Origin of the sequence: uncultured Marivita sp. (assembly GCF_947488135.1) — a bacterium.
GTDB lineage: Bacteria > Pseudomonadota > Alphaproteobacteria > Rhodobacterales > Rhodobacteraceae > Marivita.
On record NZ_CANKYW010000003.1, the window covers coordinates 287,398 to 301,644 of the forward strand.

Below are 14,247 nucleotides of genomic sequence, written 5' to 3' on the forward strand. Positions count from 1 at the left end.
TAGCAGTGGTGAACCATGTCTGATCCCGTGACAAACGTGGAAATCGAGGACGTTCTGTCGTCCATTCGAAAGCTCGTGGCTGAAGAGACACGCGCCACCCCACCTGCGGCCAAGCCCAAGGCAGAACGTCCGGGTCGGCTCGTTCTCACGCCCGCGCAGCGGGTGAAGGATGATGATCCGGCACCCAAGGCACCCGTTTCTGAGCCTGTTCTGCTGACCCAGCCGATATCCAAACCTTCGGAGCCGGTTGGCGAACGTGCCATTGACGAAATTCCGGGCGATGCGCGGTTGGCGGAATTCGGTCAGGTCGAGGGGGCCTTTCCGGATCTTGATGATTTTGACGAGACCGAACCTGAGACTGCGGTTTCTCCGCAGGAACAGGAGCCGGAAGAAGAAGACATCGCTGCGCGGGGCAACCTCAGTCGCTTGATCGAACAGGAGGTGGCGTCCGCGCTCGGAATGCACGCGCAGGAACAAACGGTAGGGGAAGAGGATTCCGACGCGGTGGCCGAAGCTGGAGCCGCCGACGAGACTTGGCTCGATGAGGGCTGGGAAGAGGCCGAGTGGGACGGGCCGGAAGAGCCGGACTATGCCGCTTCTGTGTCCGACGCGCTGGATGAGATTGAGGCGCTGGATGAAGACGGAACGTCGGATGACGAGATCATTCCAGAGCAGGCGGCCGCATTTGTCTCTGAGGACGTGCAAGACGATGATGGTGATGCGCCTGCGCCCGAACCCACGGTCGACGCGGAACCATCGCCGCCGCTCACACTGGAAGACAAGGTGGCAGCACTCGGTCGTCTCGTCGCGCGCGATACAAACGAGTTCGAGGAGGAGCGCGATCGCCCGGATGCGGACGAATTGTCAGCCGCGTCCGAACCGATGGCCTGGCCCGATCCTGCTCCGTTTGAACACGTGCACGACGACACACCCGAGGTTGGCTCTAACGTCCTGCACGCGCGGAATGCATGGCCCCAGAATCAAGCACCCGAAGAGGTGGCCGAGGACGCGCCAACCGAAGAGGACGACGCGCAATTGCCGGCTGTCACGACAGACCAGTCCGCGCCGATCGAGATCGATGAAGAGATGCTGCGCGATCTGGTGGTGGATATCGTCCGCCAAGAGCTTCAAGGCGCGCTCGGGGAACGCATCACGCGCAACGTGCGTAAACTGGTGCGCCGCGAAATCCATCGGATGCTGATCTCTCAGGACTTCGACTGATCTTTCGCAACGTGACACAGGCGTGCTGACCTGCGCGCATCAATCTTTGACACGCAAAAGAAAACGCGCCCCGAAGAGGCGCGTTTTCTGCCAATAGGCTTCGTGATTTAAGCGGCTTCTGCCTGCTGAGCAGCGGCGTTGCGACGCTCACTCTCTTCGCGCGACAGCGCAACAGAGGTGCGGACACCCTTGCCCACAAATTCCATCAAACCGGCGACCACGCGTTCGTTCGGGTCAATTCCGGCACAGCTCAGAACTTCGCGTCCGTCACGCGACCGCGCCCAACGCGCGATTTGTTCTGGTCCGTTTCCATACTTCTTGTCGTCTGCGATTGCATCGTCCAAAGCGGCAAGAACCACGGCAGCAAACAGCTTGCGCGCGCGATTACCTTGCTCGGCGTTGAAGGCGGTACCGTCAACGAAATCTTTCATGATCCGTCCTGTGATTATTGGTCTTGTGTTTTCCGGCGTGAAGCTTCTTATGGCGTATTCCAGTCGATTCGGATACCCTATATTTGCATACCTTTTATGCACAAAGCGCATGGCTTTCTGCGGGTGCAACACGATATCTGGTTGTCTGGACAGCCTCTCATAGGCCAGATATAGGACCGGTCACAAATCCATCAACCTTTTGCCAAAGTTTTGCCATGCCAAAGATCAACGGAAACGAGATTCGCCCCGGTAACGTGCTGGAGCATAATGACGGCCTCTGGGCTGCGGTCAAAGTCGACCATGTAAAACCCGGCAAGGGCGGAGCGTTTGCCCAGGTCGAGATGAAAAACCTGCGCAACGGGTCCAAGCTCAACGAACGTTTCCGCTCTGCCGACAAGGTCGAGCGCGTGCGTCTCGAGCAGAAGGACATGCAGTTTCTTTATGAGACCGACGGAATGCTCGTGTTCATGGACACCGAAACCTACGATCAGGTCGAACTGCCCGCCGACATCCTTGGCGAACGCCGCCCCTTCCTCCAGGACGGCATGACCATCGTCGTGGAATTCCACGAGTCCGAGGCACTGAACGCGACGCTGCCGCAAAAGGCAACGTGCAAGATTGAAGAGACCGAACCGGTAGTCAAAGGCCAGACCGCGGCCAACAGCTTCAAACCTGCGATCCTCGACAACGGGGTTAAGGTCATGGTGCCGCCCTTCGTCGGGCAGGACGAAATGATCGTCGTGAACACCGAAACGATGGAATATTCCGAGCGCGCCTGATCTCGGGACCCGTGCGCACATCCCCCGAAACCGCCGGGGGTCCAACATACGAAAAGGCCTCCGGCATCTGCTAGGAGGCCTTTTTGATGGACATCGTCGAACCACACCCCTCTCGTGTTATTTCATTGTTCCGAGCGCTGCACACTTTCCATGCGGAATTGTCGCCCGGGATGTATCACTGCGACGGAACCGACGCGGACTACCAGACAATCCTTGAAAACATCTGCGCCGGTGGAGGGCGTATCTTCGCGCATGATGACGGTTGGGGCTTGGTGTCCTATGTCCTTGCACGACCCGATGTTTTGCCACGCACCGCCATGCGCTGTGAAAGGCGTCTCTTGGTGATCGAGCATTTCTATGTCGCCCCCGTTGTCCGTGGCATGGGGTTGGGTCGGCAACTGATCGCGCGCGTCGAGGACTGGGTGCGGGATCTGGGTCTCGACGGATGGCATCTGACGCACCACGCCAGCAATTCCGACGCAGAACGTTTTTACCGCTCTGTTGGAGCCGAACCTAAGATCAGTGTCAGCGTCAAATCGGTCGTCTGAGACAGGCTAGACCGGATACCTGACAACCGCGTCGCCCGCCGCCAAATCGCCGGTGGCGCGGTCAAACCGCAGATAGGCAAGGCCCTTGCCGCCCGCCTGCGTATAGAGCGTCCCGGCTGGTTTGCCATCTACCAGAATTTCCGTCCCCACGGGGACAGGAGAACTCACACGGACCTGCGCCAAACCCTTGCGCAGTTCGGTCTTGTGCTTCATCCGCGCCGTGACTTCCTGCCCAACATAGCAGCCCTTGCGGAAATCCACGCCGTTCAACCGCTCGAACCCCATTTCGAGAATGAAACTGTCCGGCGTCAGTTCGACACCACTTTCCGGCACGATGGCCTCCACGCGCAGCGCGTCCCAATCGACGTCCTGATCTCCCGGTTGTCCATCGTAGCCGCGCCAGCCCAAAGTCGGATCGCGCGGATCGGCAAAGGCACCGTCGGGGATATCGCCGAGCCCACGCGTGACGGTGCGATCGGTGTCTTCGATCTCTACGGCAGAGCGCAGTTTATACATCATGAGCGCCTGCTTCAGTCCGCCCGCCAAGGGCGTGGCCACGTCCAGGAGAGTGTCTGTCCCCATGGGGACAAGAAAGAAATCAGCGCGATACTTGCCCTGCGGCGTGAGCATGGCGGTGTAGACAAGCCCCTGATCGAGTCGCTCGACATCGTTGGTGACAAGCCCTTGCAGGAAGTGCCGCGCGTCCGCTCCGCTGATCCTCAGAACCGTTCGATCCGTCATGTCGCCCCCTGACTGTGTTCCCGCCAGAGATAACGGTCATGTGCCGGGGTACAAGGGGGTTACACCGTGGCCGGATCACCCAAGACCTGCCGCGACAGGATCCGGTCGAGCGACAACGCGCCTGCGCCTTTGATGACAAGGGTGATCAGGATCAGCATCCAGAACGCCCGCTGGTCGAGGATCGCGCTGTCCGGGATCCGGTCGAACCATGCTCCAAGCGTTTCGGCGTGGGCGATGCCGCCGTGACCGTAGAGGTCGGTCAGGGATTGCACCACGACGAAGCCGATCATTCCCAAGGCGGCCAAGCGGGTGAAGAGGCCGATCACGATCAGCAGCGGCAGGATGAATTCCGCCCAGGTTCCCGCGACGACAACGGCCCAGTGGAAAACACCCAGTTGCGACACGTCGTAGACAACAGCTTCCATCTGGCGGGGGAAGATCTGCGCATAGGCCCCGGTCGAGGGCACGAAGATGCCCGTAATCCCGTCGCCAAGCTTGGTCATGGCCGAAGACCAGAAATAGACCAGCAGCGTTGCGGCAAAGACGAAACGGGCCAGCAGCGGAACAAGGCCCGAAAGCGATCTCTCGATCGTCGAGAATACCGAAGAATGAAGGAAAACGAGACGGTCCATGATGTGATCTTTCCGGTTAACGATTTGTTAATAATTCAGCGCGGTTATGGCGTTTCGCGAAAGAAGAACGTTCAGAAGCATCGCAAGGTCGAACCGGTCATCCGCCGTTTCGATGGCGGACCCGAACGGCGTCTGGGATTGCAGCGCGATCACCACATCCGCAGCAGCCGCCCCGAGGATGACCGGCTCCGGGTCGTACTCGGACCGCAGGATCAGCACGTCCTCGCCGTTGCCGGTTGGTTTGGGACCTTGGCGCAGCGTGTAATGCCAGATCGACCCGATGGGCCATTTCGAGCGAACAAGGATCATCGATGGAGCGAAACCGAACCGCGAGTTCAAAAGCGTGTTTTCGTCAAGCGCCTGCAAGTCGGCCGGGTCGATCCCGGCGCTGTCCGCCGCGTGATAGCTTTGGCGCATGGCCACGTCGATCCGTGCGACATCGGCAAGATAGGGCAGGGGGGCAAGCTGTTCGACCGTTGCGAGGAAATCGGGAAACTCCGCGCCGTAATGCATCATCAGGGGCGAGCCTGGCGGCGATTGCCGCAGAAAGGCGCGGGCAAGGTGATCGAAATTCTCGCGCCCGATCAGACCGACGATGGACGGGAAGCCTTCGGCCAGAGCCTCTCGAAGGGACACGGTGACATTGTTGCGATAGACGCCGTAGCGCCGTCCCGCGGGTCGGTTCTGACCGTCCGTGAGGCCCGCAGGGATCGGGGCGGTCGGGCTCAGAAGCCCCGCGTGAAAGGCGCTCTGGTCGGTCACGCCAGCGCCCGGGTCAGCGCGGCTTCGGCGCGGCGCGCCTCGTCGGCCAAGACGGGCCAGTCGGGCACGTCGGTGTCCCATTCCACCAGCACAGGCCTGGGACCCGACTTGTCGAGCGTGAAATCCAGCAGCGCCCAGACCGGGTCGACAACCTCGCGACCGTGGCTGTCGATCAGCAGGGGGGCGCCGTGATCGTCTTCATCTTCGTCATGGCCGCCAAGATGGATTTCCCCGACAGCGTCAAGCGGATATGTGTCAATATAGCCTTGGGGCGAATAGTCGAGATTGGTGGCCGACACGAAGACGTTGTTCACGTCGAGCAACAACCCGCAGCCGGTGCGGCGCACGATCTCGGCCAGAAAATCGGTCTCGGACCATATGCTTTCGGTGAAGGCCAGATAGGAAGACGGGTTTTCCAGCAGCATCCGACGGCCCAGCACGGATTGAACTTCGTCGATGTGATCCGCGACGCGGGTCAGCGTGTCATCTGTGTAGGGCAGCGGCAGCAGGTCATTGAGGAAATGGCTGTCATGGGTGGACCATGCCAGGTGCTCGGAAAAGCTGGCTGGATTGAGCCAGTCGCAGAGGTGTTTCAGCCGGGCAAGGTGGTCCGGGTCCAGACGGGCTTCGCCGCCGATGGACAGACCAACGCCGTGAACGGAGATCGGGAAACGCTCGGCCAGTGCCCGCAGTTGCGCGAGCGGTCGACCGCCGTCGCCCATGTAATTTTCGGCATGGATTTCCAGCCAACCCACGGGGGATGGATCGTTCAGGATGTCCGTGAAATGCTGCGGCTTGTAGCCGACGCCCGGTCGGGAGGGCAAAGCCGGGAAGGCATGTGAGGCGTCAGGCATCGTCTTTTCCTTTTATGTAGGCCGCGCCTGTGCCCGGCCTACGAGTTTTGATTGAGGAGGGCGGGACAGCGCCCGCCTCCACTTTTAACCTTGCGGCAGGTCGCGCTCGAGCTCTTCCAGCGAACCCATGCGCTCTGACCCATCGGCCATGGCAGGCAGCTCGATTTCCGTGCAGGTGCCTGCATCGACCAGCGTCCAGGCATTGCCCTGATAATCGACGGTTGACGTACCTGCGCAGGTCGTGCCGGGGCCGGCTGCGCAGTCATTCTGACCGGCGAGGGACACACCGAAACACTTTTCTTTTGCTTGTGCCGAGGCAGTTGTGGTGTGCGCGGCGAGGCTTGCGGCAACGGCACCGACGAGGGCAACGGTTTTGATGGCTTTCGACATGAGGATGGTCCTTTTTGATAACTTGAACGTTTGAACTGGGTCGACGGAGCGTCCGCCACGTCGATGTATCAACCATGCCCCGCGACAGGCTGTCGCGCTACTCACGGCGATGTGTGTCACGCGTGCGTGACGTTAGGTGAGGCTCGTTTTTGCGAATTCTTTAATGGTTTCAGTAAAATAGAAAAGGCCCCGTAACAAAACGGGGCCCTTTTGAAAGTTTCCAGTGCTGGAATGTTACAGCAGATCGGGCGGAGTCGCCTCTTTTCCAAGGCTGCTCACGATCTCGGTCAGCGATGTTACAGAGGTCTGTTTCTCGCCAAGACGCCGCACGGTGACCGTGCGTTCCTCGACTTCGCGATGGCCGATGGCGAGGATGACCGGAACCTTGCCGACGCTGTGTTCGCGAACCTTGTAGTTGATCTTTTCGTTGCGAATGTCGGCCTCGGCGCGCACGCCGGCCTTGGTCAGTTCCGCGACGACCTCATGCACATAGTCATCCGCCTCGGACACGATGGAGGCCACGACGACCTGACGCGGGGCCAGCCAGAAGGGCAGCTTGCCGGAATGTTCCTCGATCAGGATGCCGATAAACCGCTCGAAGCTGCCCAAAGTCGCCCGGTGCAGCATGACCGGTCGATGCTTGGCCCCGTCCTGACCGATATAGGTGGCGTCCAACCGTTCCGGCAGCACGAAATCCACTTGGTGTGTGCCGCACTGCCAGTCGCGTCCGATCGCATCGGTCAGAACGAATTCCAGTTTCGGTCCGTAGAACGCGCCTTCACCGGGGTTCAGCTCGAACTCGCAACCTGCGGCAATCGTAGCGGCCTTGAGGGCTGCTTCGGCACGATCCCAGACCTCGTCCGATCCGGCACGGGTTTCGGGGCGATCCGAGAATTTGACCTTGAAGTTTTCAAAGCCGAGGTCGCGGTAGATTTCTGATAGGAAGTCGATAAAGCGTTTTGTTTCATCTTCGATCTGGTCCTCTCTACAGAAAATATGGCCGTCATCCTGGGTGAACCCGCGCACGCGCATGATGCCGTGCAGGGCCCCGGAGGGTTCATATCTATTGCACGAGCCGAATTCGGCCATACGCAATGGAAGATCGCGGTAAGACTTTAACCCCTGGTTAAAAATCTGGACGTGGCAGGGGCAATTCATCGGCTTGAGCGCATTGACCGCCTTTTCGCGGGCGTGGTCCTCGTCGACTTCGACGATGAACATATGCTCCTGGTACTTTTCCCAGTGCCCTGACGCTTCCCACAGCTTTCGGTCGACCACTTGTGGGGTGTTCACCTCGACATAGCCGCCCGTGCGTTGCTTGCGGCGCATGTAGTCTTGCAATTCGGTGTAGACGCGCCAGCCATTTGGATGCCAGAAAATCTGGCCCGGTGCCTCTTCCTGCATGTGAAAGAGATCCATCTCGCGGCCGAGGCGGCGATGGTCGCGCTTGTCGGCCTCTTCGAGGAAGGTCAGGTATTTCTTCAGGTCGTCGCGGTTCTTGAACGCCACGCCGTAGATGCGTTGCAGCATAGGGCGGCTGTTGTCGCCAAGGAAATAGGCGGCACTGACGTTCATCAGCTTGAACGCGTCGGCCGGCACTTGGCCGGTGTGCTGGAGGTGCGGGCCACGGCACAGGTCCATCCAGTCGCCGTGCCAATACATGCGAATGTCTTCGCCCTCGGGGATCTTGTCGAGGATTTCGACCTTATAGGGCTCGTTGTTGTCGGTGTAGTACTGGCGCACTTTTTCGCGCGACCACAGTTCGGTCCGCACGGCGTCGCGGGCATTGATGATCTCTTTCATCCGCTTCTCGATCGCGCCAAGGTCTTCCGGCGTGAACGGCTCTTCCCGGTCGAAATCGTAGAACCAGCCATTGTCGCGCACCGGGCCGATGGTGACTTTGACGTCGGGCCAGATCTCCTGCACCGCGCGCGCCATGATGTGCGCAAGGTCGTGCCGTATCAGCTCGAGCGCGGGTGCGTCGTCCTGCATCGTGTTGATGGCGATCTGCGCGTTGTCCTGGATCGGCCATTGCAGATCCCAGTGCGCGCCATTCACCGTGGCGGAGATGGCTTTCTTGGAGAGCGATTTGGAAATGCTCTCGGCAACCTCGGCAGGGGTCACACCCTTGTTGAAATCGCGCGCATTGCCATCGGGGAAGGTCAGGGAAATCTGGCTCATCGGCCTAGCTCCTCGTCAGTTTGGCGCCCACGGAACGCCCGGTTGCGGGTTATGTATCGTGCGCGGCTTTTGGCAGGGGGGGCGCAGGACGTCAAGACAGAGCGGGCCCGAAACGACGGGTGAGTCGGGGGTTTTGCACATGGCCGCGAAATATTCTTGCGCGGTATACCAATGTATTATTGGGAAGCGTTTATAAACAAAGGGTTATAATTCTGGTTCCCTATGGACGAAAGCGACGTAATTGCTATGTATAGCGACATTCCAATATCGGAAACTTTTTGCGTCACGCAGCACGGGGGAGCAGGCCATGCCCGGTTACAACACCAAGTTCGATCTGACCGTCGAAGATATGGAACTGATCGAGGACGCGCTGCGGACCACGAAGCGTTCGCTCAATTCAGCGGTGATCGAGCAGGCGGCTGACCCACTTCGCCCGTGCGAAAACACGCGGGACGTCGATGCGTCGATGAAGCGGATCAATGATCTGCTCGGGCGTCTGCACAACCAGAAGAATTTTTATCGCCCGAAAGGCGGTGCCTATATCGGCGGGTGATAGGCACGGATTTTGCGCTGCCTGAGATTGAGCGCGCAGGTCGGACGGCGTCTTGGTCGCGCAATCAAGGCGGGAACCTTTCCAATCGTCGCGCGTTAGGGTGCGGTCAGAAACATCCGCAGGAAATTCCCCATGAGTCATCCCGTCACCGAAGCCTATGAGGAGATCACAGGGGCAGAGGAGGACGTACGGGATCGCGAGGCGCGAAACGGGCTGCGGCACATGGTGAGCCTGTCGATGACCAAGGTGGCGGATGGCCTCATAGACCCCAAACTGGTGCTGAGCTGGCTGGCCGGAGCGCTGGGAGCGCCTGCTGCATTGACCGGCTTGCTCGTCCCGATCCGCGAAGCCGGTGCCTTGTTGCCGCAGATCGCGCTGGCCGGGTGGGTTCAGTCACTCTCTCATCGCAAATGGGCCTGGATCATAGGGTCCGCAGGTCAGGGGATCGCTGCCTTGGCCATCGTGTTCATCGCTCTGACGATGGAAGGATTGGCCGCCGGGATTGCGCTTTGCGGCGCCTTGGCGGTGCTGGCTCTGTCGCGGGCGGCCTGTTCGGTCAGCTATAAGGACATCCTCGGCAAAACGGTGCCAAAGACCCGACGTGGTGCGGTCACGGGTGTGGCCGGTTCTGTCGCGTCAGTGGCGGTGCTCGTGTTTGCCGGATTACTCTTGTCGGGCCTCCTGCGCGACGTGACCCCTGTTATCATCGCCATCGCGCTGGCCGCGGTGTTGTGGGGAACTGCGGCGCTTCTGTTCTCACGTCTCGAAGAATCCGCGTCCGACGAGACCGAAGACACATCGGTCGACTTCACGCCGTTGAAGGAAGACAAGCAATTCCGCCTGTTCATCGCGGTGCGCGGTCTTTTGACCGTCACGGCACTGGCACCGCCGTATTTTGTTCTGCTGGGCGGCGGGCAATCGGCATTGGAAGGCTTGGGTGCCTTGCTACTGGCCTCGGCCGCGGCGGCATTCGCCGGGTCCTATGTTTGGGGCCGGCTCTCGGACCGGTCATCGCGCAAGGTGCTGTTCCTCTCCGGCATGTTGGCCGCAGGGTTTGCCACGCTCGCCGTCCTGTCGGAACTGACCGGGTGGGCGACCACGGCTTGGGTGATTCCGATCATTCTGTTCTTCTTCATGCTGTCCTATCAGGGCGTGCGGTCGGCGCGGTCGGTCTATCTCGTGGATATGTCGCCCGAGGATGCACGGTCGTCCTATGCGGCGCTGGCCAACACGGCGATCGGGGTTTTGCTGCTCATCACCGGGGCGTTTGGCGGGCTGTTGGCCCTGGCCGGACCTGTCGCCTCGCTTACCGGGTTCGCCGCATTGTCGCTGATTGGCGGGATTCTGGCGCTGCGTTTGGACGAAGTCGAAAAGGGCTGATCGCGTCATCACCCCTTGGGTTTCGGTGCGTAGTGCGTAAAGTCGCGGAAACCCTGAACGGAGGCACCGGTGACTGCGATCAAACATCTCGACGGACCCAATGGTACGAAGCTTGCCTATGCCACGACCGACGGCGACGGCCCGACCATCGTATTCCTGTCCGGCTACAAATCCGACATGGAAGGCACCAAGGCAGTACATCTCGAGGCATGGGCGAGGCTGGAAGGACGGGCGTTCCTGCGGTTCGACTATTCCGGCCATGGCGTGTCCGGTGGCGTTTTCGAGGACGGCTGCATCGGCGATTGGGCGCGGGATGCACAGGCAGTGATCGAAGCCACGACCGATGGGCCGGTCGTTCTGGTCGGCTCATCCATGGGTGGCTGGATCGCCTGTCTCCTGGCGCAGCGGTTGAAGCATGTGGTCGGATTTGTCGGGATCGCCGCAGCGCCTGATTTTACCGAGGATGGCTTTTGGGCCGGGTTCTCGGAAGAGCAACGCCGGACCATCATGGAGGACGGTCAGATCGCGCTGCCGTCGGACTATGACGACCCTTACATCGTGACCCGTCGCCTGATCGAAGATGGGCGCGAAAACCTCGTGCTCCGCACGCCGTTGCACATGCCCTATCCGGTGCGACTTGTCCAAGGCACGGAAGACACGGCCGTCAGTCGCGAAACGGCGTTGCGCCTGCTGGATCACATAGACGGGCCGGACACTCGCCTCACCCTGGTCAAGGGCGCGGGCCACCGATTTTCCGAACCGCAGAACCTGCGCCATATCGAAGACGCGCTTCTTGAAGTTCTGTCATGAACGGCTCGGACAGTGTGTTTTGCAATCGTGTGCAAAATTCGCTTGAGAGGCGCTGAACCCTCGCTATGCTGATCCCTGACATTGGATAGGGGGAGGCTGGCATGGCCGAATATCTCAAACGCGGAAAGCCCGAAACCGAGCGCGCCGAGGATGACGCCAAGACCCGTGCGGTCGTCGAGGCGACGCTTGCCGATATCGAGGCGCGCGGCGATGCTGCGGTGCGCGATCTGGCGGCGAAGTTCGACAATTATACGCCCGAAAGCTTTCGGCTGAGCCAGGCCGAGATCGACGCGCTGATCGCGGAGCTTACCCCGCGCGAGCTGGCCGACATCAGGTTCGCGCAGCAGCAAGTGCGCAACTTCGCGCAAGCGCAGCGCGACTCGATGCTGGATATCGAGGTCGAGACGTTGCCGGGCGTGATCCTCGGGCACAAGAATATTCCGGTGCAATCCGTGGGCTGTTACGTACCCGGCGGCAAATTCCCCATGGTGGCGTCGGCCCATATGTCGGTGGCGACAGCCAGCGTTGCCGGTGTGCCACGCATCGTCGCCTGCACGCCTCCGTGGCAGGGCAAACCGAACCCGGCGGTGATCGCCGCGATGCATCTGGGCGGCGCGCATGAAATCTATGTTCTGGGCGGAATTCAGGCCGTGGGCGCAATGGCCATCGGCACCGAGACGATCGATCCTGTGCATATGCTGGTCGGCCCCGGCAATGCTTTCGTGGCCGAGGCCAAGCGGCAACTCTTCGGCCGCGTTGGCATCGACCTTTTCGCCGGACCGACCGAGACGATGGTGATTGCCGACGATACCGTGGACGCCGAGCTCTGCGCGACCGACCTGCTGGGACAGGCCGAGCACGGCTACAACTCGCCCGCCGTTCTGGTGACGAACTCGCGCAAGCTGGCGGAGGAGACGCTGAAAGAGATTGATCGCCTGCTGACCATTCTGCCCACCGCCGACACCGCGTCGGTCAGTTGGCGGGACTATGGCGAGGTGATCCTCTGCGCCGACCACGACGAGATGCTGGCCGTGGCCAACGACATCGCCTCCGAGCATGTGCAGGTGATGACCGATCGCGACGATTGGTATCTCGAGAACATGACCTGCTACGGCGCGCTGTTCCTTGGCGCACGCACGAATGTCAGCAACGGGGACAAGGTGATCGGGACAAACCACACTCTGCCGACCAAGAAGGCGGGACGCTATACTGGCGGGCTGTGGGTGGGCAAGTTCCTCAAGACCCATTCCTACCAGAAGATCACCACGGACGAGGCGGCAACACTGATCGGCGAATACGGATCGCGACTGTGTATGCTCGAAGGCTTTGTCGGCCATGCGGAGCAATGCAACGTCCGTGTGCGCCGCTATGGCGGTGTGAACGTGCCCTATGGCGAAGGCGCGCCCTATCGCGAGGCGGCCGAGTAGGGCGGACGGACGACGATGCGTCGACGCATCGCCTGTTTCCGTTGACGGAAACATTTGGGGGTCCAGCCCCCCAAAACCCGCAAGCGTATTTGGAAAGCGAAGAAGCAGGGACCGATCATGACCGAAACTGCTCGCGCCAAAGGGGTGATGGAGCCTGTCTTTGCAGCGATGCGAGACGGTCAAGATGTTTCGGGCGCGGTTGCGCGGAGTGCCCCCCGTGCAGTGTTTCGGATGTGCCATCCGTTCGGGGATGTGCACGGCGCGGATGCTTTTGTTGCAGATGTCTACGCGGCCTTGCGTGCGGCACTCCCCGATCTGGAGCGTCAGGAATTCATCCGCATCGCCGGGCGTGAGGCAGATGGCGCGATGTGGGTTGGGTCGGGTGGGCAGTATACCGGGCAATGGGTGAACCCGTGGTTGGGGATCCCGGCCACCGGGCGTCGCGCGGTGATGCGGTTTCACGAGTTCTACCGGATCGAGGGCGACACCTGCGTGGAGATGCAGGCGATCTGGGATATTCCCGAGATGATGATGCAGGCGGGTGTCTGGCCGATGGTGCCTCAACTGGGGCTGTTCGCCCATGCGCCGGCACCGATGACGCAGGACGGGCTTGGTCCGCATGACGCCGCGCTGTCGGAGGCAAGTGCCGCGCATGTGATCGACATGCTGGCGGCGATGGTGCGGCACCCGTCGCAGGGCGGGCCCGAGGTGATGGAGCTTGGGCGGTACTGGCAACCGGACTTCATGTGGTACGGGCCTGCCGGGATTGGCACGGCGCGCGGCTTCGAAGAGTTCAGGCGCTTCCACCAGATCCCCTTCCTCAAGGCCATGCCCGACCGAGGGCAGCATCCCGAAGGCACGTCGCATCACTTCATGGCCGAAGGGGCCTATGTCGGTGTGACCGGCTGGCCCAACATGCAGCAGACGTTGACCGGGGATGGCTGGCTTGGCCTGCCACCCACGGGACAGCGGATCACCCTGCGCAGCCTCGATTTCTGGCGGTTGGAGGATGGCCTGATCCGCGAGAACTGGGTTCTTGTTGACCTGCTGCACGCCTACGCCCAACTTGGCGTGGACGTGTTTGCCCGGATGGAGGAACTGGCATGGAGCAAAGGGTATCGCTGATCACCCTCGGGGTGGAGGATGCTGATGCGACCGCCGCGTTCTACGACGCGCTTGGCTGGGCGCGGGTCGACACGCAGGACGGCGTAATCGCCTATGATCTGCTGGGTCAGACGCTGGGGCTCTATCCGTTGGCGAAGCTGGCCGAGGACATCGGCATCGAGGCGTCCAGGCTGGGGCGCGGGGCGATGACGCTGGGCTACAATGCGCCCGATAGGGCCGGGGTCGATGACGTTCTGGCCCGTGTGGAGGGCGCTGGCGGCACCGTGTTGAAACCTGCGCAAGAGGTGTTCTGGGGTGGCTATCACGGCTATTTCAGCGACCCCGAAGGTCATATTTGGGAAGTCGCGCACAATCCGTTTTCGCCGTTGCGCGACGGTGACAACGCCTTCCGCTGGAACGGGTATTGAGACGCC

At 61.0% G+C, this 14,247-nt stretch carries 16 protein-coding genes; 9 read left to right on the forward strand and 7 right to left on the reverse strand.

All coding sequences use genetic code 11. The features are described 5' to 3' along the window. Positions 1 to 15: 15 nt before the first annotated feature. A complete protein-coding gene (locus Q1B16_RS12320; protein ID WP_299788764.1) occupies positions 16 to 1,221 on the forward strand; it encodes a hypothetical protein in 1,206 nt (401 codons plus the stop codon). A gap of 107 nt (positions 1,222 to 1,328) precedes the next feature. Here Q1B16_RS12320 and Q1B16_RS12325 read toward each other — a convergent pair whose 3' ends face one another. Beyond that, positions 1,329 to 1,652, reverse strand: a complete 324-nt coding sequence (locus Q1B16_RS12325; protein WP_072776460.1) for a DUF6280 family protein — start codon at positions 1,650 to 1,652, stop codon at positions 1,329 to 1,331. A 215-nt stretch (positions 1,653 to 1,867) separates the two neighbouring features. Here Q1B16_RS12325 and efp point away from each other — a divergent pair, with 215 nt between their 5' ends. After that, positions 1,868 to 2,431: an elongation factor P gene (efp, locus tag Q1B16_RS12330; protein WP_299788767.1), complete on the forward strand. Its 564-nt coding sequence runs from the start codon at positions 1,868 to 1,870 to the stop codon at positions 2,429 to 2,431. An 86-nt stretch (positions 2,432 to 2,517) separates the two neighbouring features. Next, positions 2,518 to 2,979: a GNAT family N-acetyltransferase gene (locus Q1B16_RS12335; protein WP_299788770.1), complete on the forward strand. Its 462-nt coding sequence runs from the start codon at positions 2,518 to 2,520 to the stop codon at positions 2,977 to 2,979. A 6-nt stretch (positions 2,980 to 2,985) separates the two neighbouring features. Here Q1B16_RS12335 and Q1B16_RS12340 read toward each other — a convergent pair whose 3' ends face one another. The 6 genes from Q1B16_RS12340 to thrS all read right to left on the reverse strand — a co-directional run bounded on the left by Q1B16_RS12340 (position 2,986) and on the right by thrS (position 8,539). Beyond that, positions 2,986 to 3,720, reverse strand: a complete 735-nt coding sequence (locus tag Q1B16_RS12340) for a folate-binding protein (RefSeq protein WP_299788773.1) — start codon at positions 3,718 to 3,720, stop codon at positions 2,986 to 2,988. Positions 3,721 to 3,779: 59 nt separating this feature from the next. After that, complete coding sequence (locus tag Q1B16_RS12345; protein ID WP_299788776.1) at positions 3,780 to 4,352, reverse strand: DoxX family protein; 573 nt, start codon at positions 4,350 to 4,352, stop codon at positions 3,780 to 3,782. 27 nt (positions 4,353 to 4,379) lie between these two features. After that, a complete protein-coding gene (locus Q1B16_RS12350; RefSeq protein WP_299788779.1) occupies positions 4,380 to 5,114 on the reverse strand; it encodes a DNA-binding domain-containing protein in 735 nt (244 codons plus the stop codon). Continuing rightward, entirely contained in the window at positions 5,111 to 5,968 is an 858-nt protein-coding gene (locus Q1B16_RS12355; RefSeq protein ID WP_299788782.1) for a DUF692 domain-containing protein, read from the reverse strand. The genes Q1B16_RS12350 and Q1B16_RS12355 overlap by 4 nt, the downstream gene beginning before the upstream one ends. 84 nt (positions 5,969 to 6,052) lie before the next feature. Further along, on the reverse strand, positions 6,053 to 6,358 hold the full coding sequence (locus tag Q1B16_RS12360) for a DUF2282 domain-containing protein (protein ID WP_299788785.1): 306 nt from the start codon (positions 6,356 to 6,358) through the stop codon (positions 6,053 to 6,055). A gap of 234 nt (positions 6,359 to 6,592) precedes the next feature. Then, positions 6,593 to 8,539 carry a threonine--tRNA ligase gene (thrS, locus tag Q1B16_RS12365; protein ID WP_299788788.1) on the reverse strand — a complete coding sequence of 649 codons (1,947 nt, stop codon included), beginning with the start codon at positions 8,537 to 8,539 and terminating at the stop codon, positions 6,593 to 6,595. 307 nt (positions 8,540 to 8,846) lie between these two features. On the opposite strand from thrS, the gene Q1B16_RS12370 reads away from it, so the two are divergent. The 6 genes from Q1B16_RS12370 to Q1B16_RS12395 all read left to right on the forward strand — a co-directional run bounded on the left by Q1B16_RS12370 (position 8,847) and on the right by Q1B16_RS12395 (position 14,241). Next, positions 8,847 to 9,092, forward strand: coding sequence for a hypothetical protein (locus Q1B16_RS12370; protein ID WP_299788791.1), 246 nt, complete (start codon positions 8,847 to 8,849; stop codon positions 9,090 to 9,092). Positions 9,093 to 9,224: 132 nt separating this feature from the next. Next, complete coding sequence (locus Q1B16_RS12375) at positions 9,225 to 10,472, forward strand: MFS transporter (RefSeq protein WP_299788794.1); 1,248 nt, start codon at positions 9,225 to 9,227, stop codon at positions 10,470 to 10,472. A gap of 69 nt (positions 10,473 to 10,541) precedes the next feature. Continuing rightward, positions 10,542 to 11,282, forward strand: coding sequence for an alpha/beta hydrolase (locus Q1B16_RS12380; RefSeq protein ID WP_299788797.1), 741 nt, complete (start codon positions 10,542 to 10,544; stop codon positions 11,280 to 11,282). Positions 11,283 to 11,383: 101 nt separating this feature from the next. Further along, the gene (hisD, locus tag Q1B16_RS12385; RefSeq protein ID WP_299788800.1) at positions 11,384 to 12,709 is read left to right on the forward strand and encodes a histidinol dehydrogenase; all 1,326 of its coding nucleotides are present in this window, start codon (positions 11,384 to 11,386) and stop codon (positions 12,707 to 12,709) included. A 117-nt stretch (positions 12,710 to 12,826) separates the two neighbouring features. After that, positions 12,827 to 13,834: an ester cyclase gene (locus tag Q1B16_RS12390; RefSeq protein ID WP_299788803.1), complete on the forward strand. Its 1,008-nt coding sequence runs from the start codon at positions 12,827 to 12,829 to the stop codon at positions 13,832 to 13,834. Next, complete coding sequence (locus tag Q1B16_RS12395; protein WP_299788805.1) at positions 13,813 to 14,241, forward strand: VOC family protein; 429 nt, start codon at positions 13,813 to 13,815, stop codon at positions 14,239 to 14,241. The genes Q1B16_RS12390 and Q1B16_RS12395 overlap by 22 nt, the downstream gene beginning before the upstream one ends. Positions 14,242 to 14,247: the final 6 nt, after the last annotated feature.